Origin of the sequence: Sutcliffiella cohnii (assembly GCF_002250055.1) — a bacterium.
Taxonomy (GTDB): domain Bacteria; phylum Bacillota; class Bacilli; order Bacillales; family Bacillaceae_I; genus Sutcliffiella; species Sutcliffiella cohnii.
In genome coordinates this window covers 3,247,643-3,272,803 of record NZ_CP018866.1, presented here as the reverse complement: position 1 = coordinate 3,272,803, position 25,161 = coordinate 3,247,643, and the positions used below count along the sequence as shown (strand labels likewise).

The window sequence follows — 25,161 nt, the reverse complement described above, 5'->3', positions numbered from 1 at the left end:
CACCACCATTTAACAGTTCTTAAGATAGTCCACATAAAGGAGGAAACAAAATGGAATTAAAAGAAGTAAATTTACCGACGAAGTACGACCCAAATGCAGTAGAAGCGAACCGTTATCAATATTGGTTAGAAGGCAAATTTTTTGAAGCGACAGGTGACACGGAAAAACAGCCTTACACAATCGTTATTCCACCGCCAAACGTTACAGGAAAACTGCATCTAGGTCATGCTTGGGATACAACATTACAAGATATTTTAACGCGAATTAAACGTATGCAAGGTTATGACGTTCTTTGGTTACCTGGGATGGACCACGCAGGTATCGCAACACAAGCAAAAGTAGAAGAAAAACTACGCAGTAACGGTGTATCTCGTTATGATTTAGGTCGTGAAAAGTTCGTAGAAGAAACGTGGAAATGGAAAGAAGAGTATGCAGGACATATTCGTGAGCAGTGGTCAAAACTAGGATTAGGAGTAGATTACAGTCGCGAGCGTTTCACATTAGATGAAGGTCTTTCGAAAGCTGTTCGTGAAGTATTCGTTTCTCTTTACAAAAAAGGCTTAATCTACCGTGGCGAGTACATTATTAACTGGGACCCAGCTACAAAAACAGCTCTTTCTGATATTGAAGTTATTTATAAAGATGTTCAAGGTGCTTTCTACCATATGCGATATCCGTTAGCAGACGGTTCTGGCCATATTGAAGTTGCTACAACTCGTCCAGAAACGATGCTTGGAGATACAGCGGTAGCCGTTCATCCAGAAGATGACCGTTATAAACATTTAATCGGTAAAACAGTTAAGCTACCAATTACTGGCCGTGAAATTCCTATCGTTGGAGATGACTATGTTGATATGGAATTCGGTTCAGGTGCAGTCAAAATTACACCAGCTCACGACCCGAACGACTTTGAAATTGGAAATCGTCATAACCTAGAAAGAGTTTTAGTTATGAACGAAGACGGTACAATGAACGGTAACGCTCTACAATATAAAGGACTAGATCGTTTCGAATGCCGTAAACAAATTGTAAAAGACTTACAAGAGCAAGGAGTTCTTTTCAAAGTAGAAGAGCACATGCATTCTGTAGGTCATAGTGAGCGTAGTGGAGCGGTTGTAGAGCCTTACCTTTCTACACAATGGTTCGTAAAAATGCAACCACTTGCGGACGAAGCGATTAAGCTACAACAAGGTGAAGATAAAGTAAACTTCGTACCGAACCGTTTTGAAAATACGTACTTACGCTGGATGGAAAACATTCGTGACTGGTGTATTTCCCGTCAATTATGGTGGGGACATCGTATTCCAGCTTGGTACCATAAAGAAACTGGAGAAGTTCATGTTGATCATGAACCACCAGCAGATATCGAAAACTGGGAACAAGATAATGACGTATTAGATACTTGGTTTAGTTCTGCATTATGGCCGTTTTCTACAATGGGTTGGCCTGAAACAGAATCAATTGACTATCAACGTTACTACCCAACTTCTGCTTTAGTAACAGGGTATGACATCATCTTCTTCTGGGTATCTCGTATGATATTCCAAGGTATTGAATTTACTGGGCAACGTCCATTCCAAGACGTACTTATTCACGGTCTCGTTCGTGACGAACAAGGGCGTAAAATGAGTAAATCACTTGGTAACGGTGTAGATCCAATGGATGTTATCGCACAATACGGAGCAGACTCCTTACGTTACTTCTTATCAACTGGAAGCTCACCAGGTCAAGATTTACGTTTCAGTATGGAAAAAGTAGAAGCGACTTGGAACTTTGCCAATAAAATTTGGAACGCATCTCGTTTCGCATTAATGAACATGGGCGATATGGCTTATGATGATATTGATTTAACAGGTGAAAAGTCTGTTGCAGACAAATGGATTTTAACTCGTCTAAATGAAACAATTGAAACAGTGACAAAGCTTGCAGATAAATATGAGTTCGGTGAAGTAGGTCGTGCCCTTTATAACTTCATTTGGGATGATTTCTGTGACTGGTATATTGAAATGGCGAAAATTCCATTATACGGTGAAGACGAAGCAGCAAAGAAAACAACTCGATCTATCCTTGCTTACGTATTAGACAACACAATGCGACTATTACATCCGTTCATGCCATTTATTACAGAAGAAATTTGGCAACAACTTCCTCATGAAGGAGAGTCTATCACAGTTGCAAAATGGCCAGAAGTTCGCCAAGAGTTAACTGATCAAGAAGCAGCAAGTGATATGCGTTTATTAGTAGATGTGATTCGCGCTGTACGTAACGTTCGTGCAGAAGTGAATACTCCAATGAGTAAGCAAATTAAAATGTTTATTAAAGCAAAAGATGACAGCATCGTAGAAAAATTAGAAAGAAATCGTTCCTACTTAGTTCGTTTCTGTAACCCAAGTGAATTAGAAATTGGTACGAACGTTCATTTAGAAGAAAAAGCGATGACTGCGGTTGTAACTGGAGCTGAAATTATCCTTCCACTAAAAGGATTAATTAATATTGACGAAGAAATTGCGCGTTTACAAAAAGAATTAGATAAACTTGATAAAGAAGTAGAACGTGTACAGAAAAAACTATCGAATCAAGGTTTCCTAGCAAAAGCACCACAAAACGTAATTGATGAAGAAAAGGCAAAAGAACAAGACTATGTTGAAAAGCGTGATAAAGTTCGAGCGCGTATAGAAGAGTTAAAAGGTTAAAATATGTAAGGAGGATGACAAACTTGTCATCCTCTTTCCCTGTTAAGGTTGGATGGAGAGGAGAATACAAATTGGTAAACACATATGAAGAAGCAGTAGATTGGATACATAGCCGTCTTCGATTTGGCATTAAACCAGGGGTAAAAAGAATGGAATGGATGATGGAAAAGCTTAATCATCCTGAAAGAAGATTAAAAACCATTCATATAGCAGGAACGAACGGAAAAGGTTCCACTGTGACATATGTTCGGAACATTTTACAAAAAGCCGAGTATAAAGTTGGGACATTTACATCCCCTTATATTGAACAATTTAATGAACGAATAAGTGTTAATGGGCAGCCGATAGGGAATCAAGAACTTGTCGATGTAGTTAATATAATAAAGCCGTTAGCAGAACAATTAGAAGAAACAGACTTAGGCAGTCCGACAGAATTTGAAATAATAACGGCAATGTCACTTTATTATTTTGCACACATTAATATAGTAGATGTTGTTGTATATGAAGTAGGGCTAGGTGGTCGTTTAGATTCTACTAACATTATTTATCCACTCGTTTCTGTTATTACAAATATCGGTTTTGACCATATGGCTATTTTAGGAGAAACAGTAGAAGAAATTGCCTCTGAAAAAGCGGGTATTATTAAGCCGGGAGTTCCTGTTATTACTACTGCCTCCCAAGAGAATGCTTTGCGGGTCATACGTCAAATTGCAAATGAGAAAAAAGCAAAGATGTATGAACATAATATGCAGTTTACAGTGACGGACTATAACCAGTTAGAGACGGGCGAACAATTTACGATACAAACTCCTTTTATCACGATCGAAAATATCGAACTATCGATGAAAGGAAAGCATCAAGTAAATAATGCTGCACTAGCGATTATGACAGTAACATATTTAAAAACCTTTTATTCCTTTTTAATAGAAGAGCATCATATAAAGGCAGGATTAAAGGATGCTTTTTGGCCGGGAAGAATGGAGGAAGTAGTAAAAACTCCTTCTATTTATTTAGATGGTGCTCATAATGAAGAAGGAATTGCTACTCTAGTGGATACGATTAAAACTAGATTTACTAAAAATAGAGTTCATATTTTATTTAGTGCACTATCAGATAAACCGTTAAATAAAATGATTACAGAACTAGAGTCTGTTGCACATTCGATTACGTATACAACGTTTGACTACGAAAGAGCATTATCAGCAAGGCAATTAGCGGAATTAAGCACGCATAAAAATCATTCCTATGATGAGAGTTGGGAAAATGCTCTTAAAAATATTAAAGCTTCTCTTACAGATGAGGATGTTCTTATTGTAACAGGATCGCTTTATTTCATCTCAACTATTCGATCGTTTCTTAAACAATAGGCTAACTTATAGGTACAATGTAAATTTTACTAGATAATAATGACAAAAGTTAGAAAATTTGATAAAATGAATGTACCAATTTATAGTACTAAAGTACGTTGGAGGGGAGGGCGAAAAATGGGATATCGCGGAATAAGTTTTCAGAAAAATGTGTACGTTTGGCTTTTATTTGCTATTTTCTTTCCGTTATTAATATGGGGAGGTTATACAATTTCTCCAATAAGTTTACATGATATCCCTACCTCTCACATCGTAGCTTTTCTCATATTAATCGTTGCACTCTCATTAATGCCTATGGTCGTCGGCGATATTCATATCTTTCTTGCCCAAGGTATATCATTAGCGATTTTCCTATCCTTCGGTTTGTTTGCTGAAATGGTGATCACGTTAATTTCTGTCATCACACTCATTTTATATGTTCGACTTAGTAAGCATGAATTGTACCGATTGCCTATTAATCTATTAATGTTCTCGACAGCTTCTTTTATAAGCGGATTTGTATTTTACCTTTTAGGTGGGGAGCATGGAAATACGAACCTATTATCACTGCAAGGAATACTACCAATTTTAATGTATGTCGTCTGTTATTTTGCCGTAAACCAAGTATTCTTATATTCGATTTTTAGGTATTTACATAATAGCAAACGTGGTCTTATCACTTCCGATACGAAATGGGATGCTGTTACTAGTATTCTTACATTCCCAGTCGGGCTCATCATGTTTATGTTATATGAACAAGTTGGTTTAGTTGCCGTATTATATGTTGGTATCCCATTCCTCATCTTAACACTCATCTTGAAGCTTTATCATGCAAGCCAAAAGGTGAACAATTACTTACAGCGTGCAGCCGATGTCGGGCATGATTTAACAGAACGGTTAAATGTTTCCAGTGTTATTGATGTATTTTTAGAAAGAGTATCAACGCTATTTCCAGTAGATTATGCAGCAATTATTGATATTAAAGAAGATAGATTTCATTTGTTGAGACAAAAGTTTAAAGGTGGAAACGGTGAATTAATCGTTCATCCTGAAGATGAAATATGTAAAATGGTCAAGAAACAGAAGCGTGGGGTAAGCTTTCGAACGAGAAAGGAATATAGCTATTTACCGAATATACATATTCCACCAGGTATTGAAAGTGTGATGTGTGTCCCGGTTATTCGTAACCAAATAGTAGAAGGATTTGTAGTTGTAGGTACATCGAAACGACGTGCTTACGACAAATCACAATTGATGATTATGGATATATTAGCCTCCCATTTCGGTGTAGCATTAGTGAAAGCGAAACATTATGAAGATACGAAAAACAGAAGTGAGCGCTGTGCGTTAACAAATCTTTATAACTTTAGATTTTTTGAAACGGTTTTAGAAAAAGAATATGAAAAGCTAGAAGTTGGAGAGAGCGAATCTCTATCATTAATACTGTTAGATTTAGATCATTTTAAAAGCATCAATGATACATATGGGCATCAAAGTGGAAATGAAATATTAAAACAAGTTGCCGATCGATTATCGCTCCTTATCGGTGAAAACGGTATCGTAGCTAGATATGGCGGAGAGGAATTTGTAGTGTTACTTCCAAATGTAGACCGGAAGAAATGCTACGACTTCGCAGAAAAAATTCGTGTAAATCTAGCGAATCGATCGTTCACATTAAAACAACATATAAGAGATACAGTTAAACCACAACTAGTAAAAGTAACAGCTAGTATCGGCTTTGCAACAGCACCAGAAGATGCCGAAGATTCACTAGACTTAATTCGCCATGCGGACCGCGCGATGTATGTTGGAGCGAAGCAGGCTGGAAGAAATAAGGTTGCGGAGTATCGGAAAATATCCTGAAAAGTAGTGACTAATCTATAGTAGAGGTCACTGCTTTTTTTTATATAATTTTATCCAAAAAGTATTAAAAAATTACAATTACATACATTTCCTGTGAAGTTTATGTAGTAGATTATCTTTGTCTAATGATATAATCAACTTAAAATATGATACTAATTTACTATTTGAATTGATTAGAGGTTTTAAAATGAAAGTATTTAGTAATAGCAATAGTGAAACAGGATTAACCTTGTTAGAGGTACTATTATCAATTGTCATTTTAAGTGTAGTAGTAATTGGACTTTTAGGTTTTTTTGCTCAGACTATTTTACTATCTTCTAGAGTAGAGGATCGAATGACAGCTTTGAATATAGCAGAAGAAGTACTGCTAGAATATAAATTGAATAAAGAATATCAAGAAGAAGTTATTATTAATAATAAGACATATTACTCAAGAGTATTTGAATTAGGCAATACTTCTTCCCTTGGGCTTACTCCCCTTAAAGTAGAAGTATATTCAAAGAATGATTTTTCCTCTTCCTCTTATATTACTGGTGTCTATGGGTATTTCGAGGAGGATGAAGAATGAAATATGTAAAAAAAGATGAAGGTTACGCTTTATTATTAGTATTACTAATTATTGTCTTAATAGGTTTGTTTTTACCTGTTATATACTCATCATTAACAACTAATTCTTTACAAATAAAAAAAACAGAAGAGACTATCCAACATAATAATTTAAAAAATATGGGAACGCTTCTTTTTGAAAAGAAAATAATAGATACAATAGAAAATTGGAAATTACCTGAAGAATGGGTGCCACCTATGGAGTGGAAAGATTTAAACGAAACCTTAAGAAATAACCAGTATATAAAACCCTTAATATATCAATCCTTACAAGCAGAACTTTCACAATTAGTATCTATACATCCTCAATTTAGTCATGAGGGTTATGAATTTGGATTTACATCTTTTAATATAAATTCATCTACTAACAAAATTGAACTGAACATTTATACTACAATTGATGACGGAAACCACACGGAATCACATTTTGAGGTGATTGAAATACCTGTTATTAATTTTAATTATCAAGTAAGTAATTAAATTAAATATTCAATAGGGAGTATGTGTTATGTTGAAGAGAGTGAATATTAATAATGAATCAGGTATTACCTTAATCGAAGTCCTAGTAACACTGTTAATAGTCACTATTGTTTCAGGTCTAGTTACAGGTGTTATGATAAGTTCGGTAAACTATAACAAAAAAGCTCATTCACATATAAATTTAAGGCAAGAAGCAAATTTAATCATTTCATCACTGCGAGAAAAATTAAAAGAAGAAGAGTTTACACTGTGCTACCAAGACTTATTAGGACAAAGTGATATCACTTTTGAGGATATATCATTACAAAACCAAACTATAGAAATAGACAAAGAAACTCCGTGTGGTACTATAAAAACGGATCAAGACTTAATAATTGAATTTACATTGAAAGATAACTTGAATAATAGCTTTGATGTAGATATGACTATACAAGGAAAAGAGTCACTTACTTCTTCTAAAGAAATAATAGTTGAAATACCAGAATTTACGGAAGAAGATGATTATTACGATATTATAAAAAATGAAAACGTTTTTGTTGCGAGCAAACAATTTGAATTTGCAGGGAGTACTATTAATGGAAATGGATCTACGATGCTAATAAAAGGAAACTTGTTAGGAAATAAAATTAATGGTGGGGCATTAATTAATGTTTCAAATATATATGTTGAGGGAGATGTCGATGTAGATGGTGGATCAGCTGGTTTAGGTTCTGAAACCAACCCTGGAATTATTGTAGTTGGTGGAAACTTAAATCTTTGGAATGGGACACGCCCTATAAATGGTGACGTATATGTTAAAAAAAATATGAAGTTAAAAGATGGGAAAGTCAATGGTAATGTTTATGTAAAAGAAAACCTTGAGTTAGGTTGGACGCCTCAGCTTGTTGGTAATTCTAAAATTTTTTACGGTGGTTCCTTAACACATCCAAATAATTATAATCAAAGTATATTGTCGAAAGTCATTAATCAAAATCATATAGAAGCACAGGAAATGATTAAGTATGACATTCCTCCATTAAAAGATGACCATTGGTTTGTCCAAAACGGATATAATTTAAATATTGTACCAAACAATATGAAACTATTTGGAAATAATATAAATATATCAAGCGGTAATATACCTAATCATGGCTACGTAAGTAATTTTCATAATGCAATAATTATAAGTAAAGGCGATGTTACGATAAGAGGCGGTGACTTAAAATTTAGTGGGGTTGTAATTGCTCCCTTTGGAAGTGTCACTTTTCATGGATCTACCTTTGAAGGAACTGTAATTGCTAGAGATGGCTTCTATGTAACAAGTGGAGGCTCAACTGTCACTTTTAAAAATATAGATAATTATATTAATAATAAGAATGATTCACCTTTTAATGAAAACTTTTAAGATAAAGCTTCTTTTATTTTGATCTTTTTTATTATTGTCTTAAACAAAAAATGTAGCACTAACATTAAAAATATAAGGTGCTACATTTTTAATTACACAATGATTTATATACTACCAACAATAATTTACAATTAATAACATAATTTCGTTTTAAAACTGTTAGATTTATTATAAAATAGCACTAAGGCTATAATTATAGTGAAAATGGGTTGCCTTGTATAAATACGCCTATATATTAAACTATTCATTGAGTATATTTTAATATTAAATCTATTTCTATAAATATTAAAAATTACTTGAAAAGTAAACATGTTAAGCTTTATTAATAGATTCCGTTGGGGGTTAAAGAATGCAGGGGATGAAATGGTTAGGAGTTTTTGTTGTAGGTGCCTCGTTAATGTACGGTGCGGTAAAGGGGTACGATCATTTTTTTGGAGAAGAAAGGTTCACTCATGAGACGATGATTGCTAATCAAGTCGTGGCAAACGTATCAAAATCAAATGCCGAGGAGCAATTAGTCGAAGCGATATCAGATTGGAAAGAAGATGGTGTCCTGTACGTGGAATGGGCAGGTCAATTAAATGTTGTCTCAAAAGAAGACTTTGAATTTGATTTACCTTCCTCAATAAATGCAGCTCAAGATGGTACTAGTAATACTTTACAGGTAGCACTTCCGTTACAAGTAGTGACTAGTGCGATTCAAACGATTACGGATGATTCCTTTATTCAACAAGTAGATGTACCAAAACTTCAGGAACATCTTGTGGACGTCGCCACTTCGTTAGAAAATGGCACTTTTACTTTTTCATTACAAGACTACTTTAACGAAAGTGCAACTGTCGAAACAATTAAAGAAACAGTCATTCAAAATGGTTTATCCCTCTCAGTACAGCAAGAACTTCGCGAACTATTTAACACCGACAGGGAAATAAATGTGTTACCAATGGATATTACTTCTTTAGCTAAATGGTTAACTAGTGAAGAAATAGAAATTACCGATGAAAGCGTTAGTGTCCTTGCTTCTTTAGTCAATCAATTAATCGCTGCCACAAACTTTGAAATAAAAGAACGACATATTTCTCCAACACTACCTACTTACGCAACTTTAGGCTATGAAGCGAGATTTGAAAAAGAGCGTATGGACTATAAGTGGTTAAATCCGAATAATTCGAAGTATGTTATAACCCTTTCATTTGTTAACAATATGCTTAGAGCAGAATTAGTAGGTGCTGCCCTTCCAACAGAGATTACAGTGGAAACGAATAGAAACGAAACGTTTGCTCCGAAAAAAATTGTCCAATATTCGCCAACCGTACGCACAGGTCAGACAACTGTGAAAGAAGTTGGAGAACAAGGGAAAATAATTGAACTAGTACGTACGGTGAAGGATAGTTCTGGTGAAGTAATAAAAAAGGAGACTATATCATCCGATTTTTACCCACCAGTACATCGAGTGGAAGTAAAAGCCTTGGTTGCTTCTACTAGCACGACACCACCAGGGAACACTGACAATACGAATAACACAGGCGAGCAGCCCAATAATACTGGCAGTAATAATCCGAACGGTAATAATACAGGGACTAATCCACCACCGAACAATAATAGTGGAACAGGATCCCAACCGCCTACAGGTGGCACGTCTAATGATAATAGTAATAAACAAGAAGAAAAATCGGATGCTGATAAAGAAAGAGAATCTCCAGAAGGCTTATACGAAGGGAAATAATGATGAAAAAGGATGAACGTAAATGGCTGTAATTAGAAAGCGTTTAGGGGATTTATTAGTAGAAGCAGGAATTATTACAGAAGAACAATTGCAAAAAACGCTAGAAGAGAAAACTTCTTCTCAAAAACTAGGGGATGCACTTTTACAAAAAGGATTAATTACCGAACAACAGTTAATTGAAGTTTTAGAGTTCCAGCTTGGAATTCCACACGTTAGTTTATTCCGTTATCCATTTGATGAAAATTTAATGCATGTTGTCTCAAAAGATTTTGCTAAACGTAACGTGCTAATTCCGCTAAAAAAAGAACATGAAAAACTTTACGTTGCAATGGCGGATCCAATGGACTTTTTCGCAATCGATGATTTACGATTATTTACTGGGTTTGATATTGAGCCGGTTATTGCGACAAAAGATGATATATTACGTTCTATTAATAAATATTACGAATCTACAGACCCGATGGATGAATTGCTAGATGGGTTCGAAAAAGTAGAGCAAGTGAATATAAGAGATGAACGAATAACCGAAGACGACTCACCTATCGTTCGGTTAGTAAATCAAATGTTACAAGCTGCAGTGGAACAACGGGCTAGTGATATTCATATTGACCCACAAGAAACGAAAGTAGTTATCCGGTATCGTGTGGATGGCGTGTTAAGAACGGAACGAACATTACCGAAGCACACGCAAAATGTGTTAATTGCTCGTATAAAAATTTTAGGAAGTATGGATATTACGGAACATCGTATTCCACAAGATGGTCGAATTAAAACGACGATTGATTATCTCCCAGTAGATGTTCGTGTTTCAACATTACCAACTGTTTTTGGTGAAAAAGTAGTAATGCGTATTTTAGATATGAGTAGCTCTCTTAATAATATCGAGCAATTAGGTTTTCACGATAAAAACTTCGGTCGCTTTAAAGATTTAATTCATCGTCCAACAGGAATCATTTTAATTACGGGACCAACAGGATCAGGAAAATCTTCTACTTTATACGCTTCGTTAAATCATTTAAACGAAGAAGCGGTTAACATTGTGACAGTAGAAGACCCTGTGGAGTATCAGTTAGAAGGAATTAATCAAGTACAAGTGAATAGCGGAATTGGAATGACTTTCGCGAAAGGATTACGGGCCATTTTACGACAAGACCCTAACATTATAATGGTAGGAGAGATTCGAGATCGTGAAACGGCAGAAGTGGCGATTCGAGCTTCGTTAACAGGACATTTAGTATTAAGCACGCTGCATACGAATGACTCAATTAGTACGATTACGCGTTTAATGGATATGCAAGTAGAACCGTTTTTAGTAGCTTCCTCTTTAAATGGAGTATTGTCTCAAAGGCTTGTGCGGAAAGTGTGCCGTGATTGTATGAGTATGGAAGAAGCAACTGAACGTGAAAAAGAAATTTTTGCAAATCGTGGGCTGGATGTGGAGAAAGTAGCTAGAGGAAAAGGCTGCGGTACGTGTAATATGACTGGATATAAAGGTCGACTTGCCATTCACGAGCTATTAGTATTAACGAGTGAAATGAGAAAATCGATTATGAATAACGAGCCTTTTTCTCGTATAAGAGAGCTTGCAATCGAGAATGATACTGTATTTTTAATAGATGACGGTTTAAATAAAGTTTTAAAGGGACTAACAACTACAGAAGAAGTTCTTCGAGTAGCACTGCAAGGATAAGGGGCTAAGTGTAATGATTAATGAATTTCAGCAATGGCTATATGATGCATATTCCTTGAAAGCTTCGGATATCCATTTATCGGTAGGAGTTCCTCCTGTATTCCGTGTTAATGGGGAACTTAAGCGGCAAGGAGAAACGATATTACTTCCTGACGATACGAACGAAATTGCTAAACATATGATCCCTACGCACCTTTGGGAAGTTTTTCAGGAGCGAGGAGAATTGGATTTCTCGTACAGTTTACCAGGAGTTTCAAGATTTCGTGTTAATGCATATCGGCAACGTTCATCGATTGCATTAGCGATTCGGATTATCCCAACTAGTGTTCCATCAATTGAGGAACTTCAACTACCGCCAACAATTAAAAAGTTAGTGGAACAACCTCAAGGTTTAATACTAGTAACAGGGCCTACTGGTAGTGGGAAATCTACTACACTAGCTTCGATGATTGACTTCATGAACCGAACGAAGAAAAAGCATATTATTACATTAGAAGATCCAATAGAATATTTACACAAACATAAGCTATGCATGATAGATCAGAGGGAAATTGGATTTGATACAAAATCGTTTGCTAACGGATTACGTGCGTCGTTACGACAAGATCCTGATGTCATTTTAGTAGGAGAGTTACGTGACTTAGAAACGATCCAAACAGCTATTACAGCAGCTGAGACTGGACATCTTGTGCTAGGTACCCTTCACACAACGAATGCGCCTAGTACGATTGACCGAATTATAGATGTGTTTCCAGGTCACCAGCAGGCACAAATCCGTCTACAGCTTGCATCTGTTTTAGTTGCAATTGTTTCGCAACGATTGTTTCCATCTATTGATAAGCAAAGTAGAAAAGTAGCAACAGAAATACTCATTAATAATGCAGCGGTTGCTAATCTCATCCGTAACGAGAAAATTAATCAGATTCAAAATGTGATGCAGACAAGCCGTGCGCAAGGTATGCATACATTGGCTATGAGTATACAAGAACTTGTCCAAGCGGGTCTCGTATCATCTCAAGATGTTCAAAGTTATTTACAGGAGTCGGTGTAGACGATGCCAAAGTTTAAATATACAGGTCGTGCACGTACTGGGAAAAAAGAGGGGGCTGTCACAAGTCCTAATAGACGGGAAGCCATTGTAAAGCTAAAAGAAGAAGGAATAAAAGTTATTAATATCGAAGAGATGCCAGAGTCTTTTCTAACGAAAGAAATAACGATAGGAAATCCAGTAAAGCAACAAGATCTCGTTATTTACTTACGTCAGTTCGCCACGTTAATTCGTGCTGGAATTTCAGTTGTAGAATCAACGAAAATATTAGCAGCACAAACCGAAAGCAAACCGTTAAAACGAGTATTAACGGAAGTAGAATACGAACTACGCCAAGGAAATCCATTATCAGTAGCGGCGTCTAATCACCCAAAAGTGTTTAGTTCGATGTTTATTAACATGATTCGTGCTGGTGAGGCGAGTGGAACGATGGAAGAAACGTTAGATAACCTTGCTACTCAATACGAGAAACAGCACGAAACGAAACAAAAAATCGTTTCTGCCTTAGCTTACCCTCTCGTATTAGCGGTCGTCGCGCTAGGTGTTACGATTTTCTTGTTAGTAGGAGTAGTTCCTACCTTCGTGTCCATGTTCTCAGACTTCGGTGCAGATTTACCGGTTATTACAAAATTTGTCCTAGCAATGAGTGAATGGATGCAATCGTTTTGGTGGGTCATTATATTATTAATGATTTTATTTATCAGTTCTATAAGTGTCATAAGATCGAGAAGAGAATGGAAATATTATTTAGATTATTTTCTATTAAAAATGCCGATTTTTGGTGGTCTTTTAAAGAAAGCTGCGATTGCTAGATTAACGAGAACGTTAAGTTCCCTATTTTCTAGTTCCGTGCCAATTTTACAGGCAATATCGATTGTAGAAAAAATAGTCGGTAATGAAGTCATCGCTAAAGTACTTGTAAGCTCAAGAGAATCGTTAGAACGCGGAGAATCACTAACAACTCCAATGAAGGAACATTGGGCATTTCCACCCCTCGTTACCCAAATGATTTCAGTCGGGGAAAGTTCTGGGTCTTTAGACATAATGCTAGAAAAAGTAGCACACTTTTATGAAAAAGAAGTCGACGCAGCGACGGATCGATTAAAGAGTTTAATAGAGCCGTTAATGATTGTCGTACTAGCTGTTGTAGTTGGGACTATCGTCACATCTATACTAGTTCCAATGTTCGATATTTTTAACCATATTCAAATGTAAAAAATTGTAGAATAGTATTGTATTTAGCAAAATAGTATAATATGATTATGCTAGAAATTGAAAAAATAGGATATTTGGAGGAGATAATGCATGTTTAAAAAATGCCGTAACATTTTACGCAACGAAAAAGGTTTAACGCTTATTGAGTTACTTGCAGTAGTAGTAATTTTAGGGATTATTGCAGCGATTGCGATACCGAGTATTAGTAGTATTATAGATAATTCTAAAAAAGATACACACGTTGCAAATGCTCAACAAATGGTTAATTCAGCAAGGTTGGCAATTGCTAATAATTCAGAATTGAATACTGGGACACATCACTTATCGTTAAACTATTTAATTACTAATAAATATATTGACCAAATCCAAAACCCTGATAATAAATCTGTAGGTTACGTTACAGGTAGTGAAGATTTACTGTCTGGGACTGGGGAAGGTAGTGTACCAGCGGAAAACTCCTCTTACGTGAAAATAGTAAATGGAAAAATAACTGAAGTTAAGTTATATTCTGCTGATAGAGAAGTACACGAAACAGCAGTTGATGGGAATTTGATTTTAAATAGGGATAGCATTGTTGACTAATTCTTTTGTAATAATACTAGCCCTCCTCCTCGGCTCCTTCTACAACGTAGTAGGCTTACGAGTACCAAAAGGGATGTCGATTGTCACACCGAGGTCGCATTGTACAAATTGTAAACAGACACTGACGGGAATTGATCTAATTCCCGTTCTTTCATATGTTTGGCAGCGAGGAAAATGTCGATATTGCGGAGTGAAAGTTTCTCCGATTTACCCATTTTTCGAGCTCCTCACCGCTATTCTTTTCGTCCTAGCGCCACTTCAATTAGGCTGGTCATATGAGCTAATTGTCGCATGGACTTTTATCTCGATGCTTATTATTATAGTAATTACAGACATACACTATATGTTGATACCTAATAAAATATTACTATTTTTCTTTATCCTTTTTATCGCGGAAGCGGTTTTAATACCTTATTCGAGTTGGACCGGCCATTTTGTAGGGGTCGTTGTCGGATTTTTAGTTCCTTTCCTAGTGGCACTTCTTTCCAAAGGTGGAATGGGAGGCGGAGATGTGAAGCTATTTGCCGTTATCGGTTTTGTGATAGGGTGGGAGCTTTTTCTCCTAACGTTCTTCCTCGCATCTTTCATTGGAACTGTAGGGGCGTTAGTCGGAATGAAATTAGGAAAAGTAGAAAAAGGTAAGCCATTTCCGTTCGGTCCGTTTATCGCTATTGCAGCGTGGATCGCCTATTTTTATGGTGAACATTTACTAGATTTATATATATCTTTCTTTTTACTGTAGACTTTAGCCCATTGAAGGAGCTCTCATTATGGATTTATCGTTCTTACCTTCGAAAAACAATTATATCAATTTAATTATTCGTGACCATTGTATTCGGTTAGTAGAATTAAAAAGTACGAACCCGTTACAAGTAAAAAAGTATCATGAACGTTTTTTGCCACCAAACATTATAAAAGACGGCAAAATAGAAGATGTTACGACACTTAAAATTATTTTAGAGCAATGTGTCGATGAGTGGGGATTAAAACGGAAACAAGTTCGTTTTGTCGTTCCAGACTCTGTTTTAGTGATGAGAAAATTATCGATTCCTGCTGATATTATGGACGATGAAATAATCGGTTACTTATATTTAGAGTTAGGTTCAACCATTCATTTACCGTTTGAGGACCCTGTGTTTGATGTGCATGTGTTAAACAGGTCGGAAAAAACGGACATTATCCTTTTCGCTGTGCCAGAGGAAGTAGTAGCAAGTTATTCTTCTTTACTTGAAGATGTGAAGCTTAAACCTGTAACGGCAGACATTTCTCCACTTTCCTTATATCGTCTCTACTATGAAAATGGCCAACGAAATGAACACGAACATTTATTAGTCGTCCATTTTGACGTAACAGGGATTACGTTAAGTATTTTTGTTCGTCACGTGCCGATGCTTGTCCGTACCGTTGCGCTTACTCCAGATTTGAAGCATTGGGAAGTATCGGAAGGAAACAGTCGATTACAATGGTCTGGTGATATTGTTCAGTTTAATCTGTTCGTAGAAGATTTTATTACAGAGGTAGAACGAGTAATGGGCTTCTTTCAATATTCCATGCACCAAGGGAACGAAAGAGTGCAAAAAATATTATTGTACGGAGACCATCCTAATCTTCCATTAGTGACGACAAAATTAAAAGAAAAGCTAGAAGTGAAAATAGATACAATCGAGCAAGCGATAGAAAAGATAGATGGAGATACGTTACCAAATTCTTATTATTTAGCATTAGGTTTAGCGTTAAAAGAGGGGCGATAATATGTTAGTTGAAATAGATTTATTACCAAAGAAACAAGCCCGAAACGTAACCGTACCTATCGTTATTGCTATTTCAATTGTTTTAGCTTTAATTGTAACTATTTCATTATTCATTTTTCAATCTACTTTAAACAAAGAGATTAGCGAAGTAGAGTCTGAATTAACGGTAGTATCGCAATTAAGAGAGGCAAAGGAAGTTAATATGCGTTCGCCACAACAAACTACTTCAGCTCAAAAGTTAGAGACGACTGTACAATGGGCAGAAAGTTATCCGACAGAAATGGTTCCTATTTTAAACCACCTTGTTGGTTTACTACCAGATCGTGGATTAGTTCAAAACTTTTCCTATAATGAAGACAGTTCCGTTAATGTAGCTGTTCAGTTTGATTCTTCTAGAGATGCTGCTTATTATTTAAATCACTTAAATGAATCGGACTATTTCAAAGAAGTAAATCTTTCCTCAATATCTACAACGAACTTACAAAATGAAGAGAATAATGACGTATTACCACGATACGTTGGTCAATATTCGATTATTTTAAATAAAGAGTATGCGAAGGAGCAGCAAGGGCAGGAGGATGAGGAATGAATATTGAACTACAAAAAATACATTACATCATTCTCGGATCGGTTGTAGCTACTCTCTTACTTGCTATTTTATTATTTTATTATGCTCTATACTCACCAAAGCAAGTAGAATTAAATAGTTTACAGTCTCAGCTTCAAGTGGAAGAGCAATTATTACAAGTGCTAGAAGAACAAGAAAGAAATATCCTTGCTAATCTTCTGGATAGTACGGTTGAGCTACAGCGTAAAGTTCCGGTTGCACCTTTTGTGGAGCAAATGATATTAGAGCTAGAAAAAGCAGAAACGATTTCAGGAGCGTTAATTACGAATACGAACTTTGGTGAAGAAGCAGTAACTACTTCGACTTTAGATGAGTACGTACAATCGGAAGAACTAGCTGAAGAGCTACCTGGTATTCCGTTACCAGAAGGGCTTAAAAAGCTTACGATGAACTTAACTGTTCAAGCAGATACGTACGAAGATTTAAAAGCGTTTCTATCAGAAGTAGAAAACTTAACGAGAATAACGCAAATAGAATCAGTTACTTTCTCAGGAACACCGGAAGTAACGTCTCTAGGGCAAGAAGCATCTACTCTTACGTTTTCTGTTTCACTATCCGCTTTTTATCACCCAGAATTGCAAGATTTAATAGAAGATTTACCGCCAATTTTCGTGCCAGAGCCTAGCAATAAATCGAACCCGTTTCGAGGCTCTTAAAAAAAACGAAAAATATGTCGGAAAACAATTAGAACAAGACGACAAAAGTCTTGTTCTTTTTTTTTATCATTATGATAGGATGGAAAAAATCGACATAGTATGTGGAGGTGAAACTTTCGTGAAAGAGCAAGAAGTAAAAATTAATATAAACGGAAAAAAAAGAGTTGTGGAAGAAAAGAAAAATATGAAAAAAAATGACGCACCGACTTTACAAGACGAAACCGACGAAGGAAGACCAATTATTATCGTCGATGAAACAGCTGCAGCGATCGAAAAGGAAGAAGAATTTGATTGGGTTCTCCCTGATAAAGAAGTAATCGAAAAAAAAGAAGAGAAGGAACAGAATAGTACTTCTACCTCTTACATAGAAGATTTACGTGCATTAAATCAAGGAAAACCTAAAGGGGGGAAACCTTCCAAATCTAGTTGGAAGAAAAAGTCCTCATTTTCCCCATCGAAACAATGGATTATTTCTATTATGTTGGCAATCGGGGTAGGTTTAGGATTTGGTGGTGTCATACTGTATGCGATGAACATTGCATCAACTCCTACAGAACCGAGTGCCCCAGTATTTAATCCGATTCCAGATGGAGAAAAAACAAACGAAAATGAAAGTGGCGATCCTCCAGCAGGAACTGGGTCGTATACGTTTCCTTCCCTTCCGGTTGCGGTCCTACAAGGTGGAGTGTTTTCTTCAAAAGATGGTGCGAATGAAGTGGCTCGTACTTACGAACAAAAAGGAATGGCAGGTATCTCGATAGAAAACGATAAAATATTCGTATTCGTTGCGATTGGCGACAGTGTAGATGCGATGAAAGCGTTAGGAACAGAAGAAGAGTATGCGAAAGATTTCCTTATACCAGAAAAGTCTTGGACCGGTTTAACAGAGCAAGACGTAGCGATGATGGAAGAGGCACAGCCTTTATTTGCTGAACTCGTAACTCTATCTTCCAAGCTACTTTCAGGCAGCTCTGTAGACGAACAAGCATTAGCAGCCTCAAGAGCTCGTGCAGAAAAGATTGCGAGTGTTTCCAATGAATCATTATCAGAAAGTATGGTCAAAATAAAAGAAGAAATCGTTGGAGCTTTTACGAACGTGCAAACATATGCGTCTAGTCAATCAAAAGAAGAACTTTGGAAAGCACAACAAAAATTATTAAACATTACATCCATACTAACAAATTAAGGGAGCTTCTTTTCGCTCCCTTTTTTGGCTATTATAAAAGGGTAGATACCCATCCTAATAAAAAATTAACTGGGTTAAGTTTTTTCTATTCACGGTCCAGAATTGTGAGTGGAACGGAGCGGAAGACACTTGACTCCCTCCCCGCGGCGACGCACAGGACGTGCTAGTGTCGACCGTGCGACAGGACGTCGCGGTACGGTCGACCAAGCGAGCACCTGTAGCGAAGTGCAACGGACTAACTAAAAACGTATAATAAAATAATAATTGATGTGTACCTCATCACACTGACCTGTAAAAAGCAAATATTCTAATGAAAATATTATCCATAATTGTCCAATACTTATTTTTTTGGTACGATAGATATGTATCTCTCATTTCTGAAACTAATCCCAATATAGAAAGGTGAACAAACAGATGAAACGCCTCATTTTAGCCTCAGGGTCTCCACGAAGAAAGGAATTGCTCCAACAAGTAAATCTCTCCTTCGAAGTGAAAGTCAGCTCTATTGAAGAAACATTTGATCCAAACGAATCTCCAGAAAAACTTGCAATGAGTTTAGCTTTACAAAAAGCAAAAGATGTATGGAAAGATGAAAGTGATGCAATTGTTATAGGTGCAGATACAATTGTTGTCCTAAAAAATAATATTTTAGGAAAGCCTAAAAACGAAGCGGATGCTTATGAGATGCTATCTAGTTTAAGTGGACAAACGCACCACGTTATTACAGGTGTCGCAATATGTTCTGCACAACAAGAAAAAGTCTTCTACGAAAAAACTTCTGTTACGTTTTGGGAATTATCCAGTCAAGAAATTGAACAATATATAGAAAGTAAAGATCCGATGGATAAAGCAGGTGCATATGGAATTCAAACGTTAGGTGCTTTATTCGTGAAAAAAATTGATGGTGATTATTTTTCTGTTGTTGGACTACCTTTGGCTAGAACAGTGCGTGAATTATCTCAATTTTAAATGGACGTCTTGCCCTTATCATCGTATGTAAGGAGGATAAGAGTTGAAAGCTTTACCATTAATGATAAGGGATTATCCAGAAGATGAAAGACCGCGAGAACGACTTATTAAAGAAGGGCCGAAAAGCCTATCTAACCATGAACTACTTGCCATACTACTTCGAACCGGCTCACAAAAAGAATCCGTCATTCAACTAGCAAACAGGTTATTAACGTCTTTTGAAGGTCTTCGGCTATTAAAAGATGCATCAATTGAAGAGATGACCAATATTAGAGGAATCGGAGAAGCGAAAGCTGTACAAATTTTAGCTGCGGTAGAACTCGGAAGACGTATACATCGTCTACAATATGAGGACCGTTACGTTATCCGCTCTCCACAAGATGCAGCAAACTATGTAATGGAAGATATGCGATTTTTATCCCAAGAGCATTTTGTATGTTTATATTTAAATACAAAAAATCAAGTGCTTCACCAACAAACGATATTTATCGGAAGCTTAAACGCATCGATCGTACATCCTAGAGAAATATTTAAAGAAGCTTTTCGTCGCTCCGCTGCTTCTTTTATTTGTGCTCATAATCACCCGTCCGGAGATCCAGCACCAAGCAGAGAAGATATCGAAGTAACAAAACGTTTAAATGAATGTGGGAAATTAATCGGTATTGAACTGTTAGATCATATTATCATTGGTGATCAAAAATTCGTTAGTTTAAAAGAAAAAGGGTACGTGTAATACTATGATTTTTTGCTACTGTACGCTATAATATTATTCATGAGTTTTGAGAGGAAAAGTCCTCATATATATTTTTAAATTGGAAAGTATAATTAGAACGTATTGTGGATGAACGCATGAGTCCACATTCTCAATTCTTTTTGTTTTTACCATCATTAAAAAACAACATGGAACGAACAATATAGATGGGCAATTTCGTCCATACATGATCACCTCTCAAAAATATCAGTCATCAAAGAAATAATGGAAATAGTATCAGAAAGGGAGATACAATAATATGTTTGGTACGAGAGATCTTGGTATAGATTTAGGAACAGCTAATACGTTAGTTTTTATAAAAGGTAAAGGTATCGTTGTAAGGGAACCGTCTGTTGTCGCTTTACAAACAGATACAAAAAACATTGTCGCAGTCGGTAATGATGCAAAAAACATGATTGGTCGTACGCCAGGAAATGTAGTAGCATTACGTCCTATGAAAGACGGTGTTATTGCTGATTACGAAACAACTGCAACGATGATGAAATATTACATAAAAAAAGCGCTCAAAAACAAAGGAATGTTTGCTCGTAAGCCGTACGTAATGGTATGTGTACCGTCAGGCATTACAGCTGTAGAAGAGCGTGCAGTAATCGATGCAACGAGACAAGCAGGAGCACGTGATGCTTATACGATTGAAGAACCATTTGCTGCAGCAATCGGTGCTAACTTACCGGTAATGGAACCAACAGGGAGTATGGTTGTTGATATTGGTGGAGGTACAACAGAAGTAGCAATCATCTCTTTAGGTGGTATCGTTACGAGCCAATCGATTCGCGTTGCTGGAGATGAAATGGATGACGCGGTTATTTCATACATCCGTAAGCATTACAACTTAATGATTGGTGAACGAACAGCTGAGCAGTTAAAATTAGAAGTAGGCTCTGCTGGCGACACGGAAGGCATTGAACCGATGGATATTCGTGGACGTGACCTATTAACTGGTTTACCGAAAACGATTGAAATTTCTGCTGATGAAGTGGCAGATGCATTAAAAGATACAGTAACAGCTATTGTTGACTCTGTAAAAGCGACGTTAGAACGTACACCGCCAGAATTAGCAGCAGATATTATGGACCGTGGAATTGTCCTAACTGGAGGCGGTGCGCTACTACGTAATTTAGACAAAGTAATAGCAGAAGAAACAAAAATGCCTGTTTTAATTGCAGAAAACCCATTAGATTGTGTTGCAATCGGAACTGGTAAATCGTTAGATTATATTGATCAATTTAAGAAAAAAGCAAAAGATTATCGTTAAATAAAGAAGGTGTGAAAAAGTGCCACAATTTTTCCTTAACAAAAGATTGATCATCTTGTTAGTGAGCTTAATTTTTCTAGTGGCATTAATAGGTTTCTCTTTAAAAGAACGGGACGGATTAACATGGCCTGAACAATTTTTAAAAGATACGACCGGTTTTGTCCAAAACATTTTCTATAAACCCGCACATTACGTCGCGGGTTTCTTTGAGAATGTTGATCAACTGAAAAACACTTACGAGGAGAACAAAATTCTTCGTGCTAGACTAGAAGAATACACGCTCTTAGAGACGCAAGTTCAACAGTTAGAAAAAGAAAACAGTGAATTTAGAGAGCTAGTTGGTGAAGTAGAAACGTTGCGTGATTACGATCCTACTCCAGCAACCGTTATTGGGCGTAACCCAGACCAATGGCGCGAGCAAATTATAATTAACAAAGGGAAACAAAACGGCATCGAGCAAAATATGGCCGTAATCACGGCAAACGGACTAATTGGTAAAGTAAAAGCTACCACACCATTTACTTCTACTGTTCAACTGTTAAGTTCGTTAGACCCACAAAATAGAATCTCTGCCTACGTTCAAACAGATGGAGAAACGGTTTTCGGTTTAATTGAAGGCTGGGACGAAGAGCGAGGGGCTTTACTATTAAAACGAATTAAACATGATATGGATATTGAAGAAGGTCAAAAAGTATTAACGTCTGGTCTTGGTGGGATTTTCCCAGAAGGGTTATTCATCGGTGAAGTGTTAGAAGTAGTTCCAGATGAGTACGGTTTAACAAAAATGGCATACGTGCTTCCAGCTGCAGATTTTTACGATATTAGACAAGTGATGATTGTGAAAAGAAACATGGTATCAGAACTTGATTCGTTTGAGGTTGAAGAAGAAGTTGAGGAAGAAGACCTAGAGGAGGAAGCGGAGTGAGGAAATATTTCTTACCACTTATCATCCTATCGCTGTTCATCTTAGATAGTATTTTCATTGATGTCACTCCTCTCCGTCAAATGAATGAAGAATGGATTATCGTTCCAAGATTAATCATTATTTCTCTTATACTAGTAACCATTTTTGCTAACGAGTCGTATGGACTTGTATATAGCTTTCTTTTCGGTTTATTGTATGACGTTGTATATACCGACATTATTGGAATATACATGTTTGCTTTCACCGTTATGTCTTATATTGTTTCTAAAATAATGAAAATCGTACACGCAAACGTTGTCGTTGTGTTTTTTGTAACACTAATAGGGATTACACTTGTCGAATATTTTGCATATGGAGTTCATTCCATTATTGGTAGTACAAGGATGGTACAGCAAGAATTTTTGTTATTACGTTTAGTACCAACATTAGCGTTTAATGGAATAGCGACAATTCTCTTAATGTATCCTTTAAAGAAATTTTGTGAAAAACTTATTTATTATGAAAATGAAGATTAATATTATTTAGTTTAAAACGAAGTCTTTCTTTTTTTTATTTTTTCTATACAATTAAAATAGGAGTAGGAAAAAGGATTTACGATTCCTTGTGTCGAATTGGTTATACGTTGAGGTGAACGTCGTGAGTAAACAAAAACAACAATATGTAACAATAAAGGGAACAAAAGAAGGACTTACGTTGCATCTCGATGATACGTGCTCGTTTCAAGAATTAGTAGAAGAAATAGAACGGAAGCTAACATCGAATAGCAACCAAGATGATTCTCCATTGCTAGGAGTCCGGCTGAAAGTCGGTAACCGATATGTAACAAATAAACAAAAAGAAAAACTACGAGATATTATACGCAGCAAGAAAAATCTTATTGTAGAATCAATTGAGAGTAATGTTGTAACAAAGGAAGAAGCATTAGCGTGGAAGCGTGAATCTGAAATTGTTACTGTCGCGAAAATGATTCGATCGGGGCAAGTTCTGGAAGTGGAAGGAGATCTTCTATTAGTAGGAGATGTAAATCCAGGAGGAACGGTGAAAGCAGGAGGAAATATATTTGTAATGGGCTCCTTACGAGGAAGTGCCTATGCTGGACAAGCTGAAAAAGATGATGCCATCATAGCAGCAAGTATTATGAAGCCAACACTGCTTTCCATTAGTGATACGATTAATCGCGCGCCAGACTTATCGGAACAGCTAGAAGGATCGAATGAGATGGAATGCGCCTATATTCTAGATAAGAATATTGTCATTGACCGCTTACAAATGCTTTCGCATCTAAGACCGATGTTAACAAGGCTTGAAAGGAGAATGTAACAAGTGGGAGAGGCTATTGTAATTACTTCTGGTAAAGGTGGAGTCGGTAAAACGACGACAAGTGCAAATATTGGAACAGCTCTAGCATTATCGGGAAAAAGAGTATGTTTAATCGATACAGATATAGGATTACGTAATTTAGACGTAGTCATGGGGTTAGAAAACCGCATTATTTACGATTTAGTAGACGTAGTAGAAGGACGATGCAAAACACATCAAGCCTTAATTACAGATAAACGTTTTGAATGCTTAAAGCTTTTACCAGCAGCCCAAACTAGTGATAAAACTGCTGTAAAACCGGAGCAAATGAAAAAATTAATAGACGAATTAAAGCAAGACTATGATTATATTATTATTGATTGCCCAGCTGGTATCGAACAAGGATTCCAAAATGCTATCGCTGGAGCGGACCGTGCCATTGTTGTAACAACGCCAGAAATATCTTCTGTTCGTGATGCGGATCGAATTATCGGTTTACTAGAAAAAGAGGACCGTATCGAACCTCCAAAACTAGTAATCAATCGTATTCGTAACCATATGGTAAAAAATGGCGAAATGTTAGATGTAGACGAAATCGTTTCTATTTTAGCAATTGATATTATTGGAATTGTCGCTGATGACGATAGTGTTATTCGTGCATCTAATAGCGGGGAGCCAATTGCAATGGACCCAACGAGCAAAGCGTCCATCGCATATCGAAACATCGCAAGACGCATTTTAGGTGAATCGGTTCCACTACAATCGCTAGAAGACGACAATAGAGGCGTTATGTTCAAACTCAAAAAATTCTTTGGTGTACGATAATACAAAAACAATTAAAAGCGACTTTCACATTTTGTGAGAGTCGCTTTCTTTACGTCCTGTAAAGGCAATTATTTAAAATGGATAGGTGCAAGAGAAAGAATAGCATGCCGTGAATAAATTTGCATCAGGCGAGATGAAATAGGTGGTTCGATGTGAATTAAAACAGCGAGTGAAACGGACTAGCTAAACGTATAACAATAATCAATGTTGTCTATAATTAAATGCTATTTTTCTAAACACGTCTATTTTCAGCTAGACCCTC

Annotated in this window: 23 protein-coding genes; all 23 read left to right on the top strand. The window is 36.5% G+C overall.

The genetic code is table 11. The annotated features are described in order from the left end of the window. The first annotated feature begins 50 nt into the window (after positions 1 to 50). The 23 genes from BC6307_RS16415 to minD all read left to right on the top strand — a co-directional run bounded on the left by BC6307_RS16415 (position 51) and on the right by minD (position 24,899). The gene (locus BC6307_RS16415) at positions 51 to 2,693 is read left to right on the top strand and encodes a valine--tRNA ligase (protein WP_066414400.1); all 2,643 of its coding nucleotides are present in this window, start codon (positions 51 to 53) and stop codon (positions 2,691 to 2,693) included. 71 nt (positions 2,694 to 2,764) lie between these two features. Further along, a complete protein-coding gene (locus tag BC6307_RS16410; RefSeq protein WP_066414429.1) occupies positions 2,765 to 4,060 on the top strand; it encodes a bifunctional folylpolyglutamate synthase/dihydrofolate synthase in 1,296 nt (431 codons plus the stop codon). Between the two features lie 117 nt (positions 4,061 to 4,177). Next, a complete protein-coding gene (locus BC6307_RS16405) occupies positions 4,178 to 5,902 on the top strand; it encodes a sensor domain-containing diguanylate cyclase (RefSeq protein ID WP_066414398.1) in 1,725 nt (574 codons plus the stop codon). Between the two features lie 187 nt (positions 5,903 to 6,089). After that, on the top strand, positions 6,090 to 6,470 hold the full coding sequence (locus tag BC6307_RS16400) for a type IV pilus modification PilV family protein (RefSeq protein ID WP_066414396.1): 381 nt from the start codon (positions 6,090 to 6,092) through the stop codon (positions 6,468 to 6,470). Further along, positions 6,467 to 6,988 carry a hypothetical protein gene (locus tag BC6307_RS16395; protein WP_066414394.1) on the top strand — a complete coding sequence of 174 codons (522 nt, stop codon included), beginning with the start codon at positions 6,467 to 6,469 and terminating at the stop codon, positions 6,986 to 6,988. Before BC6307_RS16400 ends, BC6307_RS16395 begins: the two co-directional genes overlap by 4 nt. Before the next feature lie 28 nt (positions 6,989 to 7,016). Then, positions 7,017 to 8,372: a type II secretion system protein gene (locus tag BC6307_RS16390; RefSeq protein ID WP_066414392.1), complete on the top strand. Its 1,356-nt coding sequence runs from the start codon at positions 7,017 to 7,019 to the stop codon at positions 8,370 to 8,372. Between the two features lie 349 nt (positions 8,373 to 8,721). Then, positions 8,722 to 10,098, top strand: a complete 1,377-nt coding sequence (locus BC6307_RS16385; protein WP_066414389.1) for a VanW family protein — start codon at positions 8,722 to 8,724, stop codon at positions 10,096 to 10,098. Between the two features lie 22 nt (positions 10,099 to 10,120). Continuing rightward, a complete protein-coding gene (locus tag BC6307_RS16380; RefSeq protein ID WP_066414388.1) occupies positions 10,121 to 11,788 on the top strand; it encodes a GspE/PulE family protein in 1,668 nt (555 codons plus the stop codon). 13 nt (positions 11,789 to 11,801) lie between these two features. Further along, positions 11,802 to 12,839, top strand: a complete 1,038-nt coding sequence (locus BC6307_RS16375) for a type IV pilus twitching motility protein PilT (protein WP_066414386.1) — start codon at positions 11,802 to 11,804, stop codon at positions 12,837 to 12,839. A 3-nt stretch (positions 12,840 to 12,842) separates the two neighbouring features. Continuing rightward, a complete protein-coding gene (locus BC6307_RS16370; RefSeq protein WP_066414384.1) occupies positions 12,843 to 14,051 on the top strand; it encodes a type II secretion system F family protein in 1,209 nt (402 codons plus the stop codon). Between the two features lie 90 nt (positions 14,052 to 14,141). After that, the gene (locus tag BC6307_RS16365; protein ID WP_066414382.1) at positions 14,142 to 14,633 is read left to right on the top strand and encodes a prepilin-type N-terminal cleavage/methylation domain-containing protein; all 492 of its coding nucleotides are present in this window, start codon (positions 14,142 to 14,144) and stop codon (positions 14,631 to 14,633) included. After that, positions 14,617 to 15,375 carry a prepilin peptidase gene (locus BC6307_RS16360; RefSeq protein ID WP_084380314.1) on the top strand — a complete coding sequence of 253 codons (759 nt, stop codon included), beginning with the start codon at positions 14,617 to 14,619 and terminating at the stop codon, positions 15,373 to 15,375. Before BC6307_RS16365 ends, BC6307_RS16360 begins: the two co-directional genes overlap by 17 nt. Before the next feature lie 28 nt (positions 15,376 to 15,403). Then, positions 15,404 to 16,384 carry a type IV pilus biogenesis protein PilM gene (pilM, locus tag BC6307_RS16355; protein ID WP_066414376.1) on the top strand — a complete coding sequence of 327 codons (981 nt, stop codon included), beginning with the start codon at positions 15,404 to 15,406 and terminating at the stop codon, positions 16,382 to 16,384. A 1-nt stretch (position 16,385) separates the two neighbouring features. Further along, on the top strand, positions 16,386 to 16,973 hold the full coding sequence (locus tag BC6307_RS16350; protein ID WP_066414374.1) for a PilN domain-containing protein: 588 nt from the start codon (positions 16,386 to 16,388) through the stop codon (positions 16,971 to 16,973). Then, positions 16,970 to 17,668, top strand: coding sequence for a type II secretion system protein M (locus tag BC6307_RS16345; RefSeq protein WP_066414372.1), 699 nt, complete (start codon positions 16,970 to 16,972; stop codon positions 17,666 to 17,668). Before BC6307_RS16350 ends, BC6307_RS16345 begins: the two co-directional genes overlap by 4 nt. A gap of 118 nt (positions 17,669 to 17,786) precedes the next feature. After that, positions 17,787 to 18,854 carry a hypothetical protein gene (locus BC6307_RS16340; RefSeq protein ID WP_066414370.1) on the top strand — a complete coding sequence of 356 codons (1,068 nt, stop codon included), beginning with the start codon at positions 17,787 to 17,789 and terminating at the stop codon, positions 18,852 to 18,854. Between the two features lie 414 nt (positions 18,855 to 19,268). Then, a complete protein-coding gene (locus BC6307_RS16335; protein WP_066414369.1) occupies positions 19,269 to 19,823 on the top strand; it encodes a Maf family protein in 555 nt (184 codons plus the stop codon). A 61-nt stretch (positions 19,824 to 19,884) separates the two neighbouring features. Beyond that, complete coding sequence (radC, locus tag BC6307_RS16330) at positions 19,885 to 20,556, top strand: RadC family protein (protein WP_066414427.1); 672 nt, start codon at positions 19,885 to 19,887, stop codon at positions 20,554 to 20,556. Positions 20,557 to 20,833: 277 nt separating this feature from the next. Continuing rightward, on the top strand, positions 20,834 to 21,850 hold the full coding sequence (locus BC6307_RS16325; protein ID WP_066414368.1) for a rod shape-determining protein: 1,017 nt from the start codon (positions 20,834 to 20,836) through the stop codon (positions 21,848 to 21,850). Positions 21,851 to 21,869: 19 nt separating this feature from the next. After that, complete coding sequence (gene mreC, locus BC6307_RS16320; RefSeq protein ID WP_066414366.1) at positions 21,870 to 22,775, top strand: rod shape-determining protein MreC; 906 nt, start codon at positions 21,870 to 21,872, stop codon at positions 22,773 to 22,775. Beyond that, positions 22,772 to 23,290, top strand: a complete 519-nt coding sequence (gene mreD / locus BC6307_RS16315; RefSeq protein WP_066414363.1) for a rod shape-determining protein MreD — start codon at positions 22,772 to 22,774, stop codon at positions 23,288 to 23,290. The genes mreC and mreD overlap by 4 nt, the downstream gene beginning before the upstream one ends. A gap of 121 nt (positions 23,291 to 23,411) precedes the next feature. Next, on the top strand, positions 23,412 to 24,095 hold the full coding sequence (gene minC, locus BC6307_RS16310; RefSeq protein ID WP_157076618.1) for a septum site-determining protein MinC: 684 nt from the start codon (positions 23,412 to 23,414) through the stop codon (positions 24,093 to 24,095). Between the two features lie 3 nt (positions 24,096 to 24,098). Continuing rightward, complete coding sequence (gene minD / locus BC6307_RS16305) at positions 24,099 to 24,899, top strand: septum site-determining protein MinD (RefSeq protein ID WP_066414360.1); 801 nt, start codon at positions 24,099 to 24,101, stop codon at positions 24,897 to 24,899. Positions 24,900 to 25,161: the final 262 nt, after the last annotated feature.

What these genes read in the sequence shown, in the direction of transcription:
- BC6307_RS16400 (WP_066414396.1), top strand. Translation starts at nt 6,090, where the DNA reads ATGAAAGTATTTAGTAATAGCAATAGTGAAACAGGATTAACCTTGTTA.
- BC6307_RS16325 (WP_066414368.1), top strand. Translation starts at nt 20,834, where the DNA reads ATGTTTGGTACGAGAGATCTTGGTATAGATTTAGGAACAGCTAATACG.
- BC6307_RS16390 (WP_066414392.1), top strand. Translation starts at nt 7,017, where the DNA reads ATGTTGAAGAGAGTGAATATTAATAATGAATCAGGTATTACCTTAATC.
- BC6307_RS16375 (WP_066414386.1), top strand. Translation starts at nt 11,802, where the DNA reads ATGATTAATGAATTTCAGCAATGGCTATATGATGCATATTCCTTGAAA.
- BC6307_RS16405 (WP_066414398.1), top strand. Translation starts at nt 4,178, where the DNA reads ATGGGATATCGCGGAATAAGTTTTCAGAAAAATGTGTACGTTTGGCTT.
- BC6307_RS16385 (WP_066414389.1), top strand. Translation starts at nt 8,722, where the DNA reads ATGCAGGGGATGAAATGGTTAGGAGTTTTTGTTGTAGGTGCCTCGTTA.
- BC6307_RS16365 (WP_066414382.1), top strand. Translation starts at nt 14,142, where the DNA reads ATGTTTAAAAAATGCCGTAACATTTTACGCAACGAAAAAGGTTTAACG.
- pilM (WP_066414376.1), top strand. Translation starts at nt 15,404, where the DNA reads ATGGATTTATCGTTCTTACCTTCGAAAAACAATTATATCAATTTAATT.
- BC6307_RS16350 (WP_066414374.1), top strand. Translation starts at nt 16,386, where the DNA reads ATGTTAGTTGAAATAGATTTATTACCAAAGAAACAAGCCCGAAACGTA.
- BC6307_RS16380 (WP_066414388.1), top strand. Translation starts at nt 10,121, where the DNA reads ATGGCTGTAATTAGAAAGCGTTTAGGGGATTTATTAGTAGAAGCAGGA.
- BC6307_RS16335 (WP_066414369.1), top strand. Translation starts at nt 19,269, where the DNA reads ATGAAACGCCTCATTTTAGCCTCAGGGTCTCCACGAAGAAAGGAATTG.
- BC6307_RS16395 (WP_066414394.1), top strand. Translation starts at nt 6,467, where the DNA reads ATGAAATATGTAAAAAAAGATGAAGGTTACGCTTTATTATTAGTATTA.
- BC6307_RS16415 (WP_066414400.1), top strand. Translation starts at nt 51, where the DNA reads ATGGAATTAAAAGAAGTAAATTTACCGACGAAGTACGACCCAAATGCA.
- BC6307_RS16370 (WP_066414384.1), top strand. Translation starts at nt 12,843, where the DNA reads ATGCCAAAGTTTAAATATACAGGTCGTGCACGTACTGGGAAAAAAGAG.
- radC (WP_066414427.1), top strand. Translation starts at nt 19,885, where the DNA reads ATGATAAGGGATTATCCAGAAGATGAAAGACCGCGAGAACGACTTATT.
- BC6307_RS16345 (WP_066414372.1), top strand. Translation starts at nt 16,970, where the DNA reads ATGAATATTGAACTACAAAAAATACATTACATCATTCTCGGATCGGTT.